This is a genomic window from Mycobacterium sp. 1081908.1 (assembly GCF_001673535.1).
GTDB lineage: Bacteria > Actinomycetota > Actinomycetes > Mycobacteriales > Mycobacteriaceae > Mycobacterium.
The window spans coordinates 1-19,582 of record NZ_LZLY01000037.1 but is presented as its reverse complement, the minus strand read 5'-3'; the positions used below and the strand labels follow the sequence as shown (position 1 = coordinate 19,582).

The window sequence follows — 19,582 nt, the reverse complement described above, 5'->3', positions numbered from 1 at the left end:
CTACCGGCCAGGACCAACTTCCTGACGGCAACCCACGTTCACATGTGAGCGAGGCCCCAGCCCCACATACCGTCTAGGCGGGCCGGTCGCGGCGGGCCTTGGTGAGCGTGAACTGATCCACCACGGTCACCGCGCCGAACGGCCCGCTCAGCGCGTAATGCGTCGCCTTGATCGAGGTGTTGCCGCCGGGCTCGCCCGGGTCGACGTCGAAAGCCGCGAAGCCGTAAGGGTTGTCGCGGTCGCGAAACGCCGACCACGGCGCGTCCTCCATCACGTAGATCGGCGCCTTGCGGCCGATCCCGGGATCGAACGCCCCGACGCCGGTCACCACGCGGCACCGTGGCTGGGGGAAGAACATCCCGTTGGATGGCGCGGAGGTGCCGCCGCCGCCGATGACGAGGTGCACCGTGCCCTTGGTCGAGTCGATGACATCGTCGCGGGTGTCGACGGGTGTCGGCGTCCGGGTGTCGGTGCCCAGCGTCCCGCGCAACGGATGCGACCGCTCGTAGTGGTGCTCGTGGCCGCACAGCACCAGATCGACCTCGTACTGGTCGAACAGCGGCAGCCATTCCTGGCGGATCCCCAGGTCGGCGCCGTTGGTCCGGTCCGCGGTCGAGATCGCCGTCTGATGCATGCACACGACAATCCAGTCGACCTCGGGATCGCGCCGCGCGGCGGCGAGTTCGCCCGCCAGCCAGCGCCTTTGCTCGCCGCCGGAGTAACCGTGCACGTAGAAGTTGCCGCCGTCCTGGAAGGCCACGTCGTCGTTGTTGAGGCTGACTACCCGCACCGAGCCGGCGGTGAACGCGTACCACAGGCCGCGGGTCTCGGGGCTGGACCCCGAATCCGGCACCGCGAAGTAGGCCTGGTACGCGCCGTAACCGATTGGCCCATTGCCCAATTCGTTCTCGTGGTTGCCGGCGGCCGGCATCCACGGCCGGAACCGCGCCGAGCGCGTGTTGTTCTCGAACCAGTTCGACCAGGTCCGGATGCGGTCCTGGGCGAGGTTGGCGTAGCACAGGTCGCCGTTGACGAGATTGAACAGCGGGCCGAGGCGCTCGACCGCCAGCGTGGTGTCCGCGGCCGCGGGCGACCCGATGTTGTCGGTGGCGTACTTGCCGTCCGGCAGCCTGGTCAGCGTCGGGGTGGACTGGTCCCCGAAGCTGGTGAAGCGCAGCGGTTTTCGCCCCGACGGGGCGGTCCGCACCGTCCCGCCGCCGGGCTCGGCGCCGTCGTGCACCGCGGCGTACACGTAATCGGTGTCGGGGATCAGGCCCGTCAGGCGCGCGTGGTTGACGCGAACCTCGGTGTTGGACTTGGCGTCCCGATAGGTGCGGGTTTCAGCGGCGACGGTGCGCCCGAACCCGGAGGCCGGGGTGCCCAGCATGACGCGCGGATTGCGGACGGCCTCGGTGGTGTGCCACGACACCACCACCTCGGTCGCGGCGTTCGCACCGAATTGCAGGTGCAGGCCGGTGACCGGCGGTGCGCCGTTGCGGTCCGGCTGAAGCCACACGTCGGGCCCGCGCGACTGCGACCACAGCAGCGCCGCCCCGCCCCCGATGCCCACCCCGAGGGCGGCTGAGACCGCGCTCGTGGTCAACAGCCTGCGGCGGCTGATCCGCGGGACGTCGGTCATGGTTGCTTCATACCCGAAGCAGGTAACGAATCCGGTAGCGTTTTCGATATGACGAACGTGCGAAAAGTGATCAGCGCGGTCGCGGCGGCCACGCTTGCGGCGGCCGCAGGACAGGCTTTCATGCCCGCGATCTCGCATGCGGACGGCCACCAAGTGACCTACACCGTGACGAGCCCCAACAATCTGACCGCCACGGTCAGCTACGTGAGTTCCGATCCGCCCAGCCAGGCGGCCTACAGCGCCGACCCGTCGAAGTTCACGACGAGCGTGCAGGCGCCGCTGAGCGGGGGAGCGCCGGTCACCTACACCGCCACGTTGGCGAACCCGAACCAGTTCGCGACCATCACCGCCAGCGGCATGCTGCACTGGCCGGATTCGGGCAACGGCCCCGCCCAGTTCCACTGCGAGATCGCCGTCGACGGCCAGGTGGTCGCGCACGCGGACGCCACCACCACCGTCACCTGCCGGCCCGGCTAGCCGACCGGCGCCGGCTCAATGCTGCACGCGCACGGCCAGGTAGTACTCGTGTCGCCGGCTGTCGTCGACGGTGTAGCTGGCCGCCTTGGCCGCGGCGTCGTGGTCGGACTCCAGCCAGCGCTCGGTGTGCTGGCGTTCGAATTCGGTCCACGACGGCACGGTGAACCGCTCGAGGACCATGTCGGGTTCTTCCAGGTTTCGGTAGAGCCGCCAGCTGTGGCCGCCCGTTCGCAGGCGTGACCGCCGGACCGCGCTCATCGCGTCGACGAACGCGTTGAGGTTCTCCGTCGAGACCCGGTAGCGGACGGTGATCAGCACGGGCCCGTCGTTGGGGCGCGGTTCGAACATGATGCTCGGCGACACCCAACAAGTGGAGATGGCGCGGCTCAGCTTGCCGGTGGCCGCCCGCAACGGAAACATGGCGACGCTGAGGGCGGCGACCCCCAGCAGCACCGCCGACCAGGTCAGCGCGACGTCGAGCCCGTCCCGCGTGGCAATGAGACCCCAGAGGTAGGCGCCGACCGCCTGCGATCCGGTGAAGACCAGCAGATACATCGCCAACCCGCGCGCCCGGACCCAGCGCGGCAGATGCAGCTGCGCCGCCGCGTTCAACGTCGTCAACGTGAGCAGCCAGGCCGTCCCCGACAACACCAGTAACGGCGCCGCCGCAATGAACGACAGCCGGGCCACCGCGAGCGCCGCGAGACCGTAGTCGGCGGCGCACGCCGCGAGCAACACGTTCGGAGGCACCTTCTCGCGCCACGACGGGGGTACCGCGAGGGCGAGCGCCGCGCCAATGCCGATGGCCCCCAGCGTCACACCGTAGCCGCTGGCCCCCATGTGCCAGCTGCGCGCGGCGGCCACCGGCAACAGGGCCAGAACCGCCGAGGCGGGAAACACGAAAAGGGCTGTGCGCAGCAAGATCCGACGGAAAATCGGGCTGTTGACGACGTATTGCCATCCGGTGACGACGGCCTGGCCGAGGCGTTCCCGTTCGAGCGGCGCGAGTTGCTTGGGCCGTTGCCACGCGGTCAGGGCGAAGATGATCCCGGTGAACGAAACGGCGTTGATCGCGAATACCGCTGCCGGACCCGCGATTGCGACCACGACGCCGCCGATCGCCGGCCCGATCACCCGGCCGATGCTCGCCGAGACGCTTGACAGGCCCGCGGCGGAGGGGATCTGCTCGCGCATCACAACTTCGGGCTGAATCGCCTGCCAGGCCGGCGCGGTCAGCGCGGAGGCGAGGCCGATCGCCACGGTGAACAGCAGCAGCGCCGTCGGGGTGAGCCGACCGAGGTAGGTCACCGCGGCGAGAGCCAGCGCGACCACGACCGCATACGACTGCAGGACCATCAGCAGGCGCCGCCGATCGAACAGGTCGGCAAGCACGCCGGCGAACATTCCCAGCAGCAGCGTCGGGCCGAGACTGGCCGTCTGGACCAGAGCCACGACGGTGGCGCTGCTGTGGTCCTCGATCAGGAACCATTGCGCCGCCACGCTTTGCATCCACGTCCCGATGTTGGAGACGAACTGCGCGATGAACAGGTTGCGAAAGATGCGATTGCGCAACGGCGCCCACGCCGACGCCTGCCCATCCTCGACACGCTCGCGGATCGCCATGAGGGGCAGCACCTAGCCCAGGTCGGTCGCGGCGAAGGTGTTGCACTGGTTGGGGTCACCGGTCTGGTAGCCGATGGTGAACCACTTCTGCCGCTCCGCCGACGAGCCGTGCGTCCAGGATTCCGGGTTGACGCGTCCCGTCGCCTGCTTCTGGATGCGATCGTCGCCCACCGACGCCGCGGCCGACAGGGCGTCCTGAATATCCTTGTCGCTCAAGGGCTCCAGGTAGGGCACCCCGGTGCTCTGCTGCTTGACGGTCGACGCGTAGTGGGCCCAGATGCCGGCGTAGCAGTCGGCCTGCAGCTCCGTGCGCACCCCGTTGCCCCCGGCGCCCTGCGCCCCCTGCTGGGCGCGGCCCAGCACGCCCTGCAGCTGCTGCACGTGGTGGCCGTATTCGTGCGCGACGACGTACTCCTGCGCGAACGGTCCGCCGCTGGAACCGAATCGGTCGACCAGTTCCTGGAAGAAGTCGGTGTCGAAGTACGCCGTCTGGTCCACGGGGCAGTAGAACGGGCCGACCGCGGTGGTGGCCGGGCCGCACCCGGTCTCCACGGACCCGGTGAACAGGCGCACGTGCGGGCGGGTGTAGTTGCGCATCAGCTGATGCCAGACCGCGTCCACGGAATTGCCGGTGGCGACCACGCGGCACTGCACGTACTTGTTGGCGTCGGCCCCGGTCTTGCACTGGCTCAGGTCGAAGCCGGGCGCGGAATAGCCGCCGGTGTTCGTCTGCTGCTGGGTCATGATGCGGCCCGGATCGATGCCGAAAAACAGCGCCCCGAGCAGGATCAGCAGCCCGAGCCCGCCGCCCCCGATGGCCATCCCCATCCCGCCCCCGCCGGACGACGACGCCGTGCTGGTGTCGATCTGCATGCCCTCGTTGAAGGTCATCGCACGCTCCTAAGGTTGCCGGGTTACGGGGAACCGGGCGTCGGTGTAGCCGCGCAGGTTGCGCAGGAACCGGCGCAGCCCCAGGTTGAGCAGCGGTCCGAATAACGGCATCACCAGCCGGGCCGGGCCGGCCGGCTTTTGCGCCATCGTCCACGTCAGCCGGCAGCCGCCCGGGATGACCTCCACCCGGTAGTCCTCGGCGAACGCCGCGACGGCCTTCGACGAGCACTCGTTGAACCGGAAAGCCATGTGGGTGAACGGTTCCCAGGCGAGGAACTCTTCGTCCCCGACGATGCCGCCGCGCATCTCGACGATCCGCGTGGTGCCGACGCCGCGCGGCTCGGGACTGGTCCACGTCACCTTGGTGATCACCGGCGCCCAGCGCGGCCAGGACTCGGCGTCGCCGAGCACCTCGAACAGCTGCTCGGGTGTGACGGCGAGGTCGACCCTGTTGCGGAAACGGAACGGCGCGGTATCTACGAAGCCCAGGTCGACACGCTCGCAAGGGAACATGGCCCTAACCTAACCCGGCCCGTCGCTCGCCGCTGCCAGCAGCGGCACCAGGATGTCGCTGATCGGTGTCGCCAGGTCGTGGTGGCGGGCCTTGCGGACGATCACGCCGTTGCGGATGTCCCACTCGAGCCGCCGGTGGTTCTCCCGGTCGAACAGCATCGAGGTGCCCATGTCCTGCGGGCCCTTACGGAACATCTCGACCAGCTCGTCGACCACGTCGTCGGGCAGCCGGGCGCCCGCGGCGCGCGCGACGGCCAGGCATTCGGCCACGTAGCGCCGCGACAGCGCGGCGACGTCGTCGCGGTGGAACATCCCGGACCGCCGCCCGGTCAGCACCATGAGCCCGGCCAGCGCGTTGACCAGCAGCTTGCGCCAGGCGGCGGTGATGAAGTCGGGGTCGCAGTCCACCTGGCAGCCGGCGCCGCGCAGCAGCGCGGCCACCGTTTCCGCCGAGGGTCCCGACGGCAGCACCAGCCGCGGCTCGGTGCGCAGCCGCACCCACCCTTGGGGCTGGGTCTCGGCGCCGTACCAGACGATCCCCGGGACCACCGGCGACGACGGGCAGTGCGGCTGCACCTGCTCGACCTGCTCGACGCCGTTCTGCAGCACCACGACGATCGTGTGTTCGTCGCACAGCCGGCCCAGCCAGCCGGCCGCGTCGTCGTTCTGGGTGGCCTTGACCGCCAGGATCACCACGTCGACGGGGCCGGCGATCTCGCCGGGATCGGTGCGCACCGGGCCGGGCACCACGATCGGATCGGCGCCGTCGGGTCGCAGCTCGATGGCGTCACGGGCAGTGCGGCCGCACACCAGCACGGAATGCCCGGCCTTGTGCAGCAGCGCGGCGACCGTCGTGCCGACGGCGCCGGGACCGACGAGTGCGATGTTGGTGGCGATAAACCGAAATTACTAGAGCGCGAGCGCCTGGCGCAGCACGGCGACGGTTTCGGCCTGCTCCCGCTTCGAGATCGCCGCGTCCCGGATCAGCATCGAGCCGTGGAAAGTCCCAGGGAACAAATGCAATTCGACGCTCACACCCGCGGCCAGCATGGCCAGCGCGTAGGCGACGCCCTCGTCGCGCAGCGGGTCGAAGTGCATGACAGAGACGTAGGCGGGCGGCAGACCGGCCAGATCGGTGGCGCGGGCCGGCGCCGCGTAGATCGACACGTCGTCGCCGCCGGCGCGGCCGGGACCCAGGTAACAGTCCCAGCTGACGACCGCCCGGGGGCGGCTCCACAGCGGGGTGTCGGTGAACGCGGTCATGCTCGCGGTGGCCAGCCGGTCGTCGAGTTCGGGCACGGAAAGAAACTGGAAGGCGATGTGCGGCCCGCCGCGGTCGCGGGCCAGCAGCGCCAGCGCGGCGCCCAGCCCGCCACCCGCGCTGGTGCCCTGGATGGCGATGCGCCGCGGGTCGACGCCCAGTCCGTCCGCGTGCGCGGCCGTCCAGACCAGCCCGGCGTAGACGTCCTCCAGCCCACCGGGGAACGGGGTTTCCGGCGCGAGCCGGTAATCGACCGACACCACGACCACGCCGAGTTCGCGGGCCAGCGCGACGTTGGAGGCGTGTTCGGTGTCGAGATCGCCGGCGATGAAGCCGCCCCCGTGCACGTGGTAGATCGCGGCCGGAGCGCTGCGCCGCTCGGGCCGGTAGATGCGGATCGGCACCGCGGGATCCCCGTCGCGGCCCGGGATTTGCCGGTCCTCGATCCCCACCCCGGTGGTGTCCGGCGGCGGAAACTGGGCGATCATCTCCGCCAGCGCCGCCCGGATGGCCAGCGGGTCGTCGCCCGGGAGATCGGGCAGCAGCGGAACGACGGCGGCGATTTCCGGGTCGAACGCATACGTGGTCATGTGCACTCCTGATCCGTCCGCGGCGACGTCGCTCATGCACTCTAGACTGGGCCTTCGTTCAAATCGGGCAAAAGGGGAGTATTTCGTGCTGCGCAGCCATGCCGCCGGTGCGTTGAGGAGCAGCGACGCCGGCCAGCAGGTGACGTTGGCCGGTTGGGTGGCCCGGCGCCGCGACCACGGCGGCGTCATCTTCATCGACCTGCGGGACGCGTCCGGCGTCGCGCAGGTGGTGTTCCGCGCCGCCGACGTGCTGGCCCAGGCGCACCGGTTGCGCGCCGAGTTCTGCGTCGCGGTGACCGGGGTCGTGGAGATCCGGCCGGAGGGCAACGCCAACCCGGAGATCGCGACGGGCGACATCGAGGTCAACGCGTCCTCGCTGACCGTGCTGGGCGAGAGCGCGCCGCTGCCTTTCCAGCTCGACGAGCCCGCCGGCGAGGAGCTGCGGCTCAAGTACCGCTACCTCGACCTGCGGCGCGACGGCCCGGCCGCGGCGATGCGGCTGCGCTCCAAGGTCAATGCCGCCGCGCGCGGGGTGCTGGCGCGGCACGACTTCGTCGAGATCGAGACCCCGACGATCACCCGGTCGACGCCGGAGGGCGCGCGCGACTTCCTGGTGCCCGCGCGCCTGCACCCCGGCTCGTTCTACGCCCTGCCGCAGAGCCCGCAGCTGTTCAAGCAGCTGCTGATGGTGGCCGGCATGGAGCGCTACTACCAGATCGCCCGCTGCTACCGCGACGAGGATTTCCGCGCCGACCGCCAGCCCGAGTTCACCCAGCTCGACATGGAGATGAGCTTTGTCGACGCCGAGGACGTCATCGCCGTCTCCGAGGAGATCCTGGCCGCGCTGTGGGAGCTGGTCGGCTATCAGATCCCGACGCCGATCCCGCGGATCAGCTACGCCGACGCCATGCGGCGGTTCGGCTCCGACAAGCCCGACATGCGGTTCGCCCTCGAGCTCGTCGAGTGCGGAGAGTTCTTCAAGGACACCACGTTTCGCGTCTTCCAGGCGCCCTACGTCGGCGCGGTCGTGATGCCCGGCGGGGCGTCCCAGCCGCGGCGCACCCTGGACGGCTGGCAGGAGTGGGCCAAGCAGCGCGGGCACCGGGGGCTGGCCTACGTGCTCGTCGGCGACGACGGGGAGCTGGGCGGCCCGGTGGCCAAGAACCTGTCCGACGCCGAACGCGCCGGCCTGGCCGGCCACGTCGGGGCGAAGCCGGGGGACTGCATCTTCTTCTCGGCGGGCCCGGTGAAGTCGTCGCGGGCGCTGCTGGGCGCGGCCCGCGGCGAGATCGCCAAGCGGCTGGGCCTGATCGATCCGGACGCGTGGGCGTTCGTGTGGGTGGTCGACCCGCCACTGTTCGAGCCCGCCGAGGACGCGACCGCCGCCGGCGACGTCGCGGTCGGCAGCGGGGCGTGGACCGCGGTGCACCACGCGTTCACCTCGCCCAAGCCGGAATTCGAGGACGCCGTCGACACCGATCCCGGCGGCGTGCTGGCCGACGCCTACGACATCGTCTGCAACGGCAACGAGATCGGCGGCGGCTCGATCCGTATCCACCGCCGCGACATCCAGGAGCGGGTGTTCGCCGTGATGGGCCTGGACAAGGCCGAGGCCGAGGAGAAGTTCGGATTCCTGTTGGAGGCGTTCATGTTCGGCGCGCCGCCGCACGGCGGCATCGCGTTCGGCTGGGACCGGATCAACGCGCTGCTGTCCGGGGTCGACTCGATCCGCGAGGTGATCGCGTTCCCCAAGACCGGCGGCGGCGTCGACCCGCTCACCGACGCGCCGGCGCCCATCACGGCCCAGCAGCGCAAGGAGTCCGGAATAGACGCCAAGCCTGAGAAGGTTGAGCGGGCATGACCGAAGAAATGCCTGACACCGGCACCATCAACGCGTTCAACACCAGCATCATCGACGAATTCCGGGCCAACCAGGGCAAGGTCGGCGGCCAGTTCGAGGGCGCCAACCTGCTGCTCCTGACGACCACGGGCGCCAAGTCCGGCCAACCCCGGGTCAACCCGCTGGCCTACTTCCGCATCGACGGCAAGCTGATCATCATCGGCTCGTTCGCCGGCGCGCCCGTCAGCCCGGCCTGGGTGCACAACCTGCGGGCCAACCCGGCGGCGCGCGTGGAGATCGGCACGGACGCGTTCGACGTGACCGCCCACGAGCTGCCGCGCGCCGAGCGCGACTCGCTGTTCGACAAGGTCGCGGCCGCGGCACCCGGCTTCGCCGAATACCAGTCCAAGACCAGCAGGGTCATTCCGCTGTTCGAGCTGCGGCCGGCCTAGCTCGGCGAGCGATGAAGCGAGCAGCGCGCGCCGGCCTCAAACGGCTGCACGCGCTGTGGTTCAACCTCCTGCAGACCTCGGTCGCCGCGGGACTGTCCTGGTACATCGCGCACGACCTGCTGAGCCACCCGCAGCCGTTCTTCGCGCCGATCGCCGCGGCGGTGTCCCTGTCCATCAGCAACGTGCTGCGCGCGCAGCGCGCAATCCAGATGATGATCGGCGTGACGCTCGGGATCGGGGTCGGCACCGCGGTGCAGGGCGTGCTCGGGCCGGGCGCGCTGGCCATCGGGGTCGCCGCGTTCCTCGCGCTGTCGGTCGCGGTGTTCATCGGCCACGGCCGCATCGGGCAGGGGATGATGTTCGCCAACCAGACCGCCGTGTCGGCGATCCTGGTGCTGGCCCTGTACCGCAGCAACGTCGGCGGGGAGCGCGTGTACGACGCGTTGATCGGCGGCGGCGTGGCGATCGTGGTGGCCGTCCTGCTGTTCCCGGCGGACCCCCTGCAGGTGCTGCGCAGCGCGCGCATCGGCGTGTTCGGCGTGCTGCAGGGCGTCCTGACGCGGGCCGCGGACCTCGCCGCCGGGCGCCGGGAGGCCCCGCCCGACTGGCCCCTGTCGGCCGTCGATCGGGTGCACGCACAGCTCGGCGGGCTCATCGAGGCGCGCACCACCGCCCGTCAGGTCGTGCGGGTCGCGCCGCGGCGCTGGGGCCAGCGCGACGCCGTGCGGGCCGCCGATCACCAGGCCGTGCACGTGGCCCTGCTCGCCGGCTCGGTGCTGGAACTGGCCCGCGCCGTCGCCCCGGCCGCCGGTGGCTGCCGCGCCGCGCCCGCGCAGCCCGTGCACAGCGTGCTGGTGGTGCTGGCCGCGGCGACGGCGCTGGCCGACTCCGACCCCGCCGGGGCGTGCGCGTACCTGGGCTCCGCCCGCCACCACGCGTCGCAGCTGCAGGCCGGCGCCCGCGAGAAAACACAGGTGGTGCTCGCCGACGCCGCCCGCGCCTGCGTCGACGACCTGCAGCGGGTCATCGACCTGCGGTCATAGCGAGTCGGCCAGGAACTCCTGCACCAGTTTCTTGGGCGCCTGCGTCAGCCACGCCTCGGTGATCACCTCGACCAGGTCGCGCACCGCGATCTCCTCCAGCCGCAGCAGCACCGCCGGGTAGCCGTCGAAGTGCGGGGTGGTGAAGTAGACCCGGGGCTCGTCGGCGATCAACGCGAACTTGACGCCCTCGTCGGAAACCCGGACGCCGAGGATGTCGCCCTCGGGCGGCTCGACGCCGCTGTCCGCCAGGGCTTCGCGGTCCGACGGGCGCAGCGGCCGCTCCCACGCCAGCAACTTCTTGCCGACCCGCCACTCGTGCGGGGACGGCTCGGAGGTAAGTGCCAGCTCACCAACGATGCGGGCGACGTCGTTCCACGTGGCCACGCCTTCGATTGTGCTCCCGATATGGCGCGCTTGGCTCGCGATCGGCAAACGGGGTGTGATGGGATCAGCGTTGTGTCAGAAGCCGAGGCCCGCCGGCACCGGGTCACCCACCGCACCCAGTACCGCTACTCCGACGTCGTGACCAGCTCTTATGGCCGCGCCTTCCTGACGCCGCGGGACTCGGCGCGGCAGCGCTGCATCGCGCACCGGCTGACCATCGACCCGGCCCCCGCCGACAGCTCCACCAGCAGCGACAGCTACGGCAACGTCAGCTCCTACTTCCACGTCACCGAGCCGCACCAGTCCCTGACCATCACCGGCGACTCCATCGTCGACGTGTATCCGCCGCCCCCGGAGCGCTACACCAGCGGGCCGGCGGTGCAGCCGTGGGAGGCCGCCCGCCCGGCCGGGCGCAGGGGGGCGCTCGCCACCGAGTTCACCCTGGACCTGGACCCGCCGGAGATCACCGACGCGGTCCGCGCGTACGCCGCACCCAGCTTCGAGCCGGGCCGCCCGCTGGTCGAGGTGATGCGCGACCTGACGTCGCGGATCTTCACCGACTTCACCTACCGCTCAGGGTCGACGACGATTTCCACCGGGGTCGACGAGGTTCTGGCGGCCCGGGAAGGGGTATGTCAGGACTTTGCGAGGCTCGCGATCGCCTGCCTGCGCGCCAACGGTCTGGCGGCCAGCTACGTGTCCGGCTACCTGGCCACCGACCCACCACCGGGGAAGGATCGGATGATCGGCATCGACGCCACCCACGCCTGGGCGGGAGTGTGGACCCCGCAGGAGCCCGGCCGGTTCGAGTGGCTGGGCCTGGATCCCACCAACGACCAGCTGGTCGACGAGCGCTACATCATCGTCGGCCGCGGGCGTGACTACGCCGACGTGCCGCCGCTGCGCGGCATCATCTACACCAACTCCGAACACAGCGTGATCGACGTCGCGGTCGACGTCGTGCCGTTTGGGGGCGACGCGTTGCATGCGTGACTTTCACTGCCCCAAGTGCGGCCAGCGCCTGGCGTTCGAGAACTCGGCGTGCCTGTCGTGCGGCAGCTCGCTGGGGTTCTCGCTCGAGCAGATGGCCCTGCTGGTGATCACCGAAGGCAACGACGAGCACGCCGGCGCCGTTGATGCCGACGAGTATGAGCTGTGCGCCAATCTTCATCTGGCGGAATGCAATTGGCTCGTCCCCCGCAACGACCGCGGCGGGCTGTGCACGTCGTGCGCGCTGACGCTGGAGCGACCCAACGACAACGACGTCGACGGCCTGGCCGCGTTCGCCCGCGCGGAGGCGGCCAAGCGACGGCTGATCGCCGAGCTGCACGAGCTGAAGCTGCCGATCGTCGGGCGGGACCGCGATCCCGACTACGGGTTGGGGTTCCGGCTGTTGTCCAGCGCGCACGAGAAGGTGTTCACGGGGCACGAAAACGGCATCATCACACTGGATCTCGCCGAGGGCGACGACGTGCACCGCGAGCAGCTGCGGGTCGAGATGGACGAGCCGTACCGAACCCTGCTCGGGCACTTCCGGCACGAGGTGGGGCATTACTACTTCTACCGGCTGATCACGCCGTCGAGCGACAACGTGGCGCGGTTCAACGAACTGTTCGGCGATCCCGACGCCGATTATCAGGAGGCGCTGGACCGTCATTACGCCGAGGGCGCACCCGAGGGTTGGCAGGAAAGCTTCGTCTCGTCGTACGCGACCATGCACCCCGCCGAGGACTGGGCCGAGACCTTCGCCCATTACCTGCACATCCGCGACGCGCTGGACACCTCGGCCTGGTGCGGCCTGGCGCCGGCGTCGGCGACCTTCGACCGTCCGGCGTTGGGCCCCAGCGCCTTTCCCACCATCATCGAGATGTGGCTGCCGCTGTCGTGGTCGCTGAACATGGTGAACCGCTCGATGGGCCACGACGACATGTACCCATTCGTGCTGCCGGTCGCCGTGCTGGACAAGATGCAGTTCATCCACGACGTGATCGACGAGGTCAGCTCGGAGTTGCGCGGGCCCGCGGCCGTCGGCGCGTAGCGTTGGGTCCATGGGATCCGACGCCGAGGGGGTCATCGGGATTTACCAACGTCATGCCGGCGTCTGGTCTCGTGATCGCGGTGAGATCCTCGTCGAAAAGGCGTGGCTGGATAGGTTTTTAGCAGCGATTCCGCAACCCGCCAGTGTGCTTGACATCGGCTGTGGAGGCGGCGCGCCGATCGCACAGTACCTCGTCGGACGTGACTGCCGGGTGACCGGCGTCGATGCGTCCAGCGCAATGATCGGTCTGTGTGCTGATCGGTTCCCGGAACACGAATGGCACGTCGGCGACATGCGGGCACTAGTCCTGGACCGCGAGTTCCAGGGAATCATCGTATGGGACAGCCTGTTTCATCTGCCTCCGGCAGATCAGCGCCGCATGTTCCCGGTATTCGCCCACCATTCCGCGCCGGGTGGGGCGCTGATGTTCACCAGCGGCCCGTCGGCGGGCGAGCGAATCGGAACCTACCGGGGCGAGCGCCTTTATCATGCCAGCCTGGACAGCGCCGAATACCATGCGCTGTTGCACGACAACGGTTTCGAGGTGGTAGCGCATATTGCGGAAGACCCCGGCTGTGGCCTGCGCACCGTCTGGCTGGCGCGGCGCGATCGCGGCTAGGCCGGCATCACCCGGCGTTCGTCGGGCCCCCACAGCGGCTGGAACCCGCCCGGCAACCGCAATTGCGTCTCGGTGATGACCTCGGCCAGGTTGCGCAGCTCGGCGTGGATCGCGTCGAGCAGTTCGGCCAGCTGCGCGCGGCGCCCGTCGGTGATCTCCTCCAACTCCTCGGGGTGCGAGCGGCGCAGCAGCGTGTTGATCTCCTCCACCAACCGCTCGGGGCGCGACGATCCCGACGAGCTGGGCAGGTCCTTGAGGTTGATCCGCAACCGCTCCAGCTGGTACAGCAGCGACCGCGGGTTGCTGGCGTCGTACAGCATCAACTCGGCCACCGCGGCGACGCTGACCTTTCCCACGGTGCGGCGCCGGTAGATGACCGACGACTCGCACGCCACCAGCGCCGCCTCGATGATCGTCTGTTCGGCGGCCGCGCGGCGGACGGTGGTCAGCGTGGCCCGCAGCAGGGCGGTCAGCCACAGCCCGCGTTCGATGCGCTTGCCGATGTCCATCATCGTCCAGCCGACGTCGCGCACCATCGACTCGCCCGCCACCCCGGCCAGCGTCAGCATCCCGGCCAGCGTCTGGGCCTGCGCCGACGCGAGCAGGGCGTCGGCCTCGGCGAGCGAGTCCGGCGGCTCGGACCGCAACGCCAGCGCGCGCTCCACCCCGGCCAGCACCGTCCACGTGTCGTTGGACAGCTGGTCGCGCACCGCCCGGGCGGCCAGCGCCAGCCCGTCCACCGAACCCACCAGCGACCCGGGCTGGTTCGGGCCCAGGGTCAGCGACCACAGCATCGAGGGGGCGACGGCGATCATCTCCGCGTGGTCGTCGGTGTCGCCGTACCCGGCGCTGGTGTCGCTGCCGGTGATGCGGCCCAGCGCGGCCATCAGCACGGGGACGCACTCGCTTTCCTCGGTGTGTTGCTGGTGCCGGTAGACGTGGAAGCGGTCGCGGGCGACGATGAGCAGCCGGGCCATTCCCTCGGCGCGCTCGCCGTAGCGCCCCATCCAGAACAGGTCGGACAGCACGCGCGGTGAGCTGATCCCCCAGGTGCCGGCGGCGGTCTTCGCCGGTTCCGGCGCGGACGGCAGGGTCACCGTCTCGGCCCGCGCGCGCTCGGTCGGACGCACCCAGACATCTTTGGCCGCAACGGTTTTCAGCGTGTACGCGGAGGGGCCGGGGGCCAGCACGTAGCCGGCGCCGCCGATCATCGGCGCGTAGCCGCCGCGCTGGGCGACCGTGAACAGCCGCATGCCCACCCCGGCCGACGACAGCACGCCGGTGTGGTCGGTGGGCGCCGAGGAGAACTGCGGCAGCTCCTGGCCGACCCAGTGCCACGGCATGTGCTCGATGCACGCGGCCAGGTTGGCCAGCTGCGCGGACGAAAGCGTCGGCCCGACATAGGTTTTCCCGCCGACTGTGGATCTGATCAGCAGCGACGACAGGTTGGCCAGCAGGTGCGAGCGTTCGCCGGCGACGCCGCCCCAGTAGACCGGCGCGGTCGCCAGCAGCGGCTCCTCGTCGAGCAGCCGCTCGGCCAGCTGCGGCAGAAACCGAAGCAGCCCAGGGCTTTCCAGGATGCCGCTGCCCAGCGTGTTGACCACGGTCACCGTCCCGCGGTGCTGCGCCTCCACCAGCCCGACGACGCCGAGGCGGGAATCGGCGCGCAGGTCCAGTGGGTCGGTGTACTCCGCGTCGACCCGGCGCAGGACCACGTCGACGCGTTTCAGCGTGCCCAACGAGCGCATCCACAGCTTGCCGTCGCGCACCACCAGGTCCGCGCTCTCCACCAGCGGGAAGCCCAGCAGGGTGGCCAGATACGCCTGGTCGAACGCGGTCTCGGAGTAGATGCCGGGGGACAGCACCACGACCACCGGGTCCTGGGCGACGTCGGGCGCGGCGTCGATGAGCGCGAGCCGCAGCGCCTGCGCGAACGGGGTCGTCGGCCGCGGCGCGATCCGCTCGTAGAGGTCCGGAATCGAGTGCGCCACGACGCGCCTGTCGGCCAGTGCGTAGCCGGCGCCCGACGGCGCCTGTGTCCAGTCGGCGTTGACCTGGAAGCTGCCGTCCGGCACCCGGCTGACGTCGCAGGCGTGCATGAACAGTTGGTGGTGCCCGGGCACCTCGATGCCGTTGGCCGGGCGCACGTAGCCGGGGTGGCCGAACACCAGTTGCGGCGGCAGGATGCCCTCGGTGAGCAGGGCGCGGGGCCCGTACAGGTCCGCGAGCACGGCGTCGAGCAGGCGCGAGCGCTGCACCAGCCCGGCCTCCAGCACCTCCCAATCGGCCGCGGACAGCACGATCGGCAGCGTGTCCAGGCGCCACGGCCGGGGCTCCAGCCCGCCGTCGCGGCCGGCGTCGACCTCGGTGTAGGTGATGCCGTCGTTGTCGATCAGGCTGTCCACCACCGAGCGCAGCCGGTTCAGCCCGGCCCGGCCGCGCTCGGCGACCGCGTCGGCGAGCTCGGACCACGCCGGCCGCACGTTGCCGTCCCGGTCGACGAACTCGTCGTAGCCGACCCGGGGGCCGTGCCGCAGGTCGAAGAGCGCTTCCTGGGCCCGCGCGGTCCGGTATCCGGCCAGCAGCCGGTCGGCGTCGTAGTGGGCGGGGGGGACTTCGAGGGACGACATTTACTGCTGCACGGTACGCACGCGCCGCAGGTCAAGGATGCCCGGCGCGCCGATGTCGGTGAAAATCCGGGCCTGCCGCTCCTTGATGGCGGACAGGTCCAGCTTGCCCGGGGTGAAGCCCGTCGCCTCGAAGCGGCGGGCGCGACGCGACTCGGCCTCGACGGCGTTGATCGGGGGCTCGTCGTAGGCGCGGCCGCCGGGATGGGCGACGTGGTAGGTGCAGCCGCCGCGCGACGTCCCGGTGGTGAGGTCGACGAGCTCGAACTGCAGCGGCACGTCGGTGCTGATGGTCGGGTGCAGCGCGCTGGGCGGCTGCCAGGCCTTGAACCGCACGCCGCCCACGTGGATGTCGGGGTTGTCGGTGGCCAGCAGCGGCACCGGGTAGCCGTTGGCCGTCACCACGTAGCGGTGGCGGTCGGCGCCGATGATGCGGACCTGGATGCGCTCGACCGAGGAGTCGACGTAGCGGGCCGTGCCGGTGGCGGTGGCCTCCTCGCCGAGGGTGTTCCACGGCTCGATCGCCCCGCGCAGCTCGATCTCCACGCCGTCGAAGACGGCGGTGCCGATGCGCGGGAAGCGGAACTCGGTGAACGGGTCCAGCCAGCTCGTCTCGAAGGGCACGCCGTGCGCGCGCAGGTCGGCGGCGACGTCGGCGATGTCGTGAATCAGGAAGTGCGGCAACAGGTATCGCCCGTGCAGGTTGGCGCCGTGCCGGATCAGCGGGGCGCGCAGCGGTTCGTCCCAGAACCACGCCACCAGCGAACGCACCAGCAGCGACTGCACCATCGCCATGCGCAGGTGCGGCGGCATCTCGAAGCCGCGCAGCTCCAGCAGGCCGAGCCGGCCGCGGGGGCTGTCGGGGCTGTAGAGCTTGTCGATGCAGAATTCGGCGCGGTGGGTGTTGCCGGTGATGTCGGTGAGCAGGTGGCGCAGCGCGCGGTCGGTCACCCAGGGCTTGGCGGCCCCGCCCGCGCCCAGCCGGGCGATCTCGGCGAACGCGATCTCGAGTTCGTACAGCGCCTCGGAGCGGCCCTCGTCGACGCGCGGCGCCTGCGACGTGGTGCCGACGAACCGGCCGGCGAACAGGTAGGACAGCGCCGGGTGCCGCTGCCAGTAGGTCAGCAGCGAGACCAGCAGGTCGGGGCGGCGCAGCAGCGGCGAGTCCGCGGGCGTGACGCCGCCCAGCGTGATGTGGTTGCCGCCGCCGGTGCCGCCGTGGGTGCCGTCGACGTCGAAGGACTCGGTGGACAGCCGTGCCAGCCGGGCCTGCTCGTACAGCGTCTCCAGCAGCTGCGTCTGTTCGGCGAAGCTGGCGGTGGGCGGCACGTTGACCTCGATGACCCCGGGGTCGGGGGTGATCGTCACCGACTTCAGCCGCGGGTCCGGCGGCGGGCCGTACCCCTCGATCACCACCGGGCAGTCGGTCTTGGCGGCCGCGGCCTCGATCCGGGCGATGAGGTCGACGAAGTGCTCGAGCGCCTCGGTGGGCGGCATGAAGATGTACAGCTGGCCGTGGCGAACCTCGGCGACCATCGCGGTCGGCGGCGCCCCGGTGGGGTCGGTGACGACGGCGTCCGTCGCCTCCGTCGACAGGGCGCCGTCCGCGGCCAGGGGGTCGGCGTCGAACGTCGCGCGGGGCGGGCGCCAGTTGATCGAGTCCAACGGCAGCCGCAGGCCGGCCGGGGAGTCGCCCTCCAGCAGCACGACGCGCCCGCGGCGCAGCCGCCAGTTGGCGCTGGCCCAGCCGAGCTGGTCGTCGCGGCGGTGCAGCGGCAACACGAAAGCGGCCGGGGCCGTGGTGGATTCGTCGAGGCGGGCCAGCAGCGCGGCGCGGTTCTCGGCGGTGTCGGTGTCCGGGCCGAGATCGGCGCCCGCCTTCACCGGGTCGCCGTGGGGTTTGCGCACCTTGGCGGCCAGTCGGGCCAGCGGGTCCTCGTAGGCCGGGCGCAGCTGCGAGGCCGGCAGCCCGAACCCGTCGGCGATCGCGGCGAGCACCTCGTGAGCGGCGTCCTTGTCGACCCGACCCGCCGCGGCGCTCCAGGGATCGGCCAGCAGCGCGTCGTCGGCCCACAGCGGCCGGCCGTCGGTGCGCCAGTACAGCGCGATCTGCCAGCGCGGCAACGGTTCTCCCGGATACCACCGGCCCTGCCCGCGCTGGATCAGCCCCTGCGGCGCCCACACCGACTTCAGCCGGGCGGCCAGCTCGGATGCCCGCTGCCGCTTGTGGGGGCCGTCGGCGGCCGTTGTCCACTCCTCGTCGACCTGGTTGTCGACCGAGACGAACGTCGGCTCGCCGCCCACGGTCAGCCGGACGTCGGCGGCGGCCAGCCGCTCGTCGACGCGGCGCCCCACGTCGCGGATGGTCCGCCAGGCCTGGTCGGTGTAGGGCAGCGTGACCCGCGGATCCTCGTGGACGCGGGTGACGGTGTTGGAGAACTCCAGGATCGATTCGCACGGCTCGGTGCCGCCGCTGATGGGCGCCGCGCTCGCCGGGTGCGGCGTGGCCGCCAGCGGGATGTGGCCCTCGCCGGCGAACAGCCCCGACGTCGGGTCCAGCCCGATCCACCCCGCGCCGGGGATGTACACCTCGGTCCACGCGTGCAGGTCGGTGAAGTCGGCGGCGGGTCCCGACGGCCCGTCGAGCGCCTCGACGTCGGAGGCCAGCTGCACCAGGTAGCCCGACACGAAGCGGGCGGCCAGCCCGAGCTGGCGCAGGATCGACACCAACAACCACGCCGAGTCCCGGCACGAGCCCACGCCGTTGCGCAGCGTGAAATCCGGTGTCTGCACACCGGGTTCCATCCGCAGGCTGTAGGCGACGTCGGCGTTGACGGCGCGGTTGAGCGCGACCAGGAAGTCGATGGTGCGGGTGCCGTCGGGCACCCGGAAGTTGCCCACCCAGGCCCGCGCGAGCTCGCCGGGGCCCGACCCCTCGCCGTCCTCGTCGACCGGCCGCAGGTACGGCTTGAGGTCGTCGGCCAGCTCCTTGGGGTAGACCCACCCGGCCAGCGGCCACTTCTCGGCCCAGTCCTCGATGAAGAAGTCGAACGGGTTGATCACCTTGAGGTCGGCGATGAGCCCGACGGTGATGGTCAGCCGGCTCATGGGATTCGGAAACACCAGCCGGGCAAGGAAATTGCCGACGGCGTCCTGCTGCCAGTTGACGAAGTGCTCGCCCGGCTCGATGCGCAGCGAGTACGCCTCGATGGCCGTGCGGGAATGGGGGGCCGGGCGCAGCCGCACCACGTGCGGGTAGACCCGGACCAGCCGGTCAAAGGTGTAGCTGGTGCGGTGCTCCAGCGCAACTTTGATGCTCACCCGCTGATTGCATCACAAGCGCCACAAGGTCGCAGCGCGGCGCAATCGGCGAACCCCCTTGGTCCCCCGGCCTACCCGTACTGGGGGCCCGGCGGCGGCCCGCGCGGGGGCGGCCCGGCCTGGTAACCACCGCCCGGCTGCTCCAACGGGACGACCTGGCCGCCGGACAGCTTGCGGTAGGCGTAGATCCCGATGAGCGCGGCGACCGGCCCGCCGACGAGGATGCCCAGGCCGCACACCACCAGCCCGACCAGGATGGCCGCC

The 19,582-nt window shown here is 70.9% G+C and carries 16 protein-coding genes and 1 pseudogene; 7 read left to right on the top strand and 10 right to left on the bottom strand.

The window, feature by feature from the left end:
* Positions 1-73: 73 nt before the first annotated feature.
* Complete coding sequence (locus A5655_RS06210) at positions 74-1,639, bottom strand: metallophosphoesterase family protein (protein ID WP_067006841.1); 1,566 nt, start codon at positions 1,637-1,639, stop codon at positions 74-76.
* A gap of 48 nt (positions 1,640-1,687) precedes the next feature.
* Between A5655_RS06210 and A5655_RS06205 the strand changes: the two genes are divergently transcribed.
* Complete coding sequence (locus A5655_RS06205; RefSeq protein ID WP_067006838.1) at positions 1,688-2,116, top strand: hypothetical protein; 429 nt, start codon at positions 1,688-1,690, stop codon at positions 2,114-2,116.
* Between the two features lie 15 nt (positions 2,117-2,131).
* On the opposite strand, the gene A5655_RS06200 is transcribed toward A5655_RS06205, so the two are convergent.
* The 5 genes from A5655_RS06200 to A5655_RS06180 are packed head-to-tail and all read right to left on the bottom strand — an operon-like array spanning position 2,132 to position 7,030.
* Positions 2,132-3,739, bottom strand: a complete 1,608-nt coding sequence (locus A5655_RS06200; protein WP_067006851.1) for an MFS transporter — start codon at positions 3,737-3,739, stop codon at positions 2,132-2,134.
* A 12-nt stretch (positions 3,740-3,751) separates the two neighbouring features.
* Positions 3,752-4,630, bottom strand: a complete 879-nt coding sequence (locus A5655_RS06195) for a neutral zinc metallopeptidase (RefSeq protein ID WP_067006835.1) — start codon at positions 4,628-4,630, stop codon at positions 3,752-3,754.
* A 9-nt stretch (positions 4,631-4,639) separates the two neighbouring features.
* On the bottom strand, positions 4,640-5,143 hold the full coding sequence (locus tag A5655_RS06190; protein WP_067006832.1) for an SRPBCC family protein: 504 nt from the start codon (positions 5,141-5,143) through the stop codon (positions 4,640-4,642).
* 9 nt (positions 5,144-5,152) lie between these two features.
* Positions 5,153-6,040, bottom strand: coding sequence for an oxidoreductase (locus A5655_RS06185; RefSeq protein WP_197508612.1), 888 nt, complete (start codon positions 6,038-6,040; stop codon positions 5,153-5,155).
* A gap of 12 nt (positions 6,041-6,052) precedes the next feature.
* Entirely contained in the window at positions 6,053-7,030 is a 978-nt protein-coding gene (locus A5655_RS06180) for an alpha/beta hydrolase (protein WP_231999084.1), read from the bottom strand.
* Here A5655_RS06180 and aspS point away from each other — a divergent pair.
* Genes aspS through A5655_RS06165 form a run of 3 tightly spaced genes read left to right on the top strand, consistent with a single transcriptional unit; the run spans position 7,029 to position 10,329 of the window.
* Complete coding sequence (gene aspS / locus A5655_RS06175) at positions 7,029-8,855, top strand: aspartate--tRNA ligase (RefSeq protein ID WP_156764730.1); 1,827 nt, start codon at positions 7,029-7,031, stop codon at positions 8,853-8,855. The two genes, A5655_RS06180 and aspS, sit on opposite strands and share 2 nt — an antisense overlap.
* Entirely contained in the window at positions 8,852-9,286 is a 435-nt protein-coding gene (locus A5655_RS06170; protein WP_067006826.1) for a nitroreductase family deazaflavin-dependent oxidoreductase, read from the top strand. The genes aspS and A5655_RS06170 overlap by 4 nt, the downstream gene beginning before the upstream one ends.
* An 11-nt stretch (positions 9,287-9,297) precedes the next feature.
* On the top strand, positions 9,298-10,329 hold the full coding sequence (locus A5655_RS06165; protein ID WP_067006823.1) for an aromatic acid exporter family protein: 1,032 nt from the start codon (positions 9,298-9,300) through the stop codon (positions 10,327-10,329).
* Here A5655_RS06165 and A5655_RS06160 read toward each other — a convergent pair.
* Positions 10,324-10,713 (bottom strand): MmcQ/YjbR family DNA-binding protein, encoded by a 390-nt coding sequence (locus A5655_RS06160; protein WP_067006820.1) that lies wholly within the window; start codon positions 10,711-10,713, stop codon positions 10,324-10,326. The two genes, A5655_RS06165 and A5655_RS06160, sit on opposite strands and share 6 nt — an antisense overlap.
* 72 nt (positions 10,714-10,785) lie before the next feature.
* Between A5655_RS06160 and A5655_RS06155 the strand changes: the two genes are divergently transcribed.
* From A5655_RS06155 to A5655_RS06145, 3 genes are read left to right on the top strand one after another with little or no spacing between them, the layout of a single operon-like run.
* Complete coding sequence (locus tag A5655_RS06155) at positions 10,786-11,706, top strand: transglutaminase family protein (RefSeq protein ID WP_067006817.1); 921 nt, start codon at positions 10,786-10,788, stop codon at positions 11,704-11,706.
* Positions 11,699-12,751: a putative zinc-binding metallopeptidase gene (locus A5655_RS06150; protein ID WP_067006815.1), complete on the top strand. Its 1,053-nt coding sequence runs from the start codon at positions 11,699-11,701 to the stop codon at positions 12,749-12,751. The genes A5655_RS06155 and A5655_RS06150 overlap by 8 nt, the downstream gene beginning before the upstream one ends.
* A gap of 10 nt (positions 12,752-12,761) precedes the next feature.
* On the top strand, positions 12,762-13,370 hold the full coding sequence (locus A5655_RS06145) for a class I SAM-dependent methyltransferase (RefSeq protein ID WP_067006813.1): 609 nt from the start codon (positions 12,762-12,764) through the stop codon (positions 13,368-13,370).
* Here the strand turns inward: A5655_RS06145 and A5655_RS06140 are convergent.
* The 3 genes and pseudogenes from A5655_RS06140 to A5655_RS28195 all read right to left on the bottom strand — a co-directional run.
* The gene (locus A5655_RS06140; RefSeq protein WP_067006811.1) at positions 13,367-16,000 is read right to left on the bottom strand and encodes a circularly permuted type 2 ATP-grasp protein; all 2,634 of its coding nucleotides are present in this window, start codon (positions 15,998-16,000) and stop codon (positions 13,367-13,369) included. The two genes, A5655_RS06145 and A5655_RS06140, sit on opposite strands and share 4 nt — an antisense overlap.
* Positions 16,001-19,318, bottom strand: coding sequence for a DUF2126 domain-containing protein (locus tag A5655_RS06135; RefSeq protein WP_067006808.1), 3,318 nt, complete (start codon positions 19,316-19,318; stop codon positions 16,001-16,003).
* Between the two features lie 71 nt (positions 19,319-19,389).
* A pseudogene (locus A5655_RS28195) lies at positions 19,390-19,582 on the bottom strand (hypothetical protein); the annotation flags it as partial.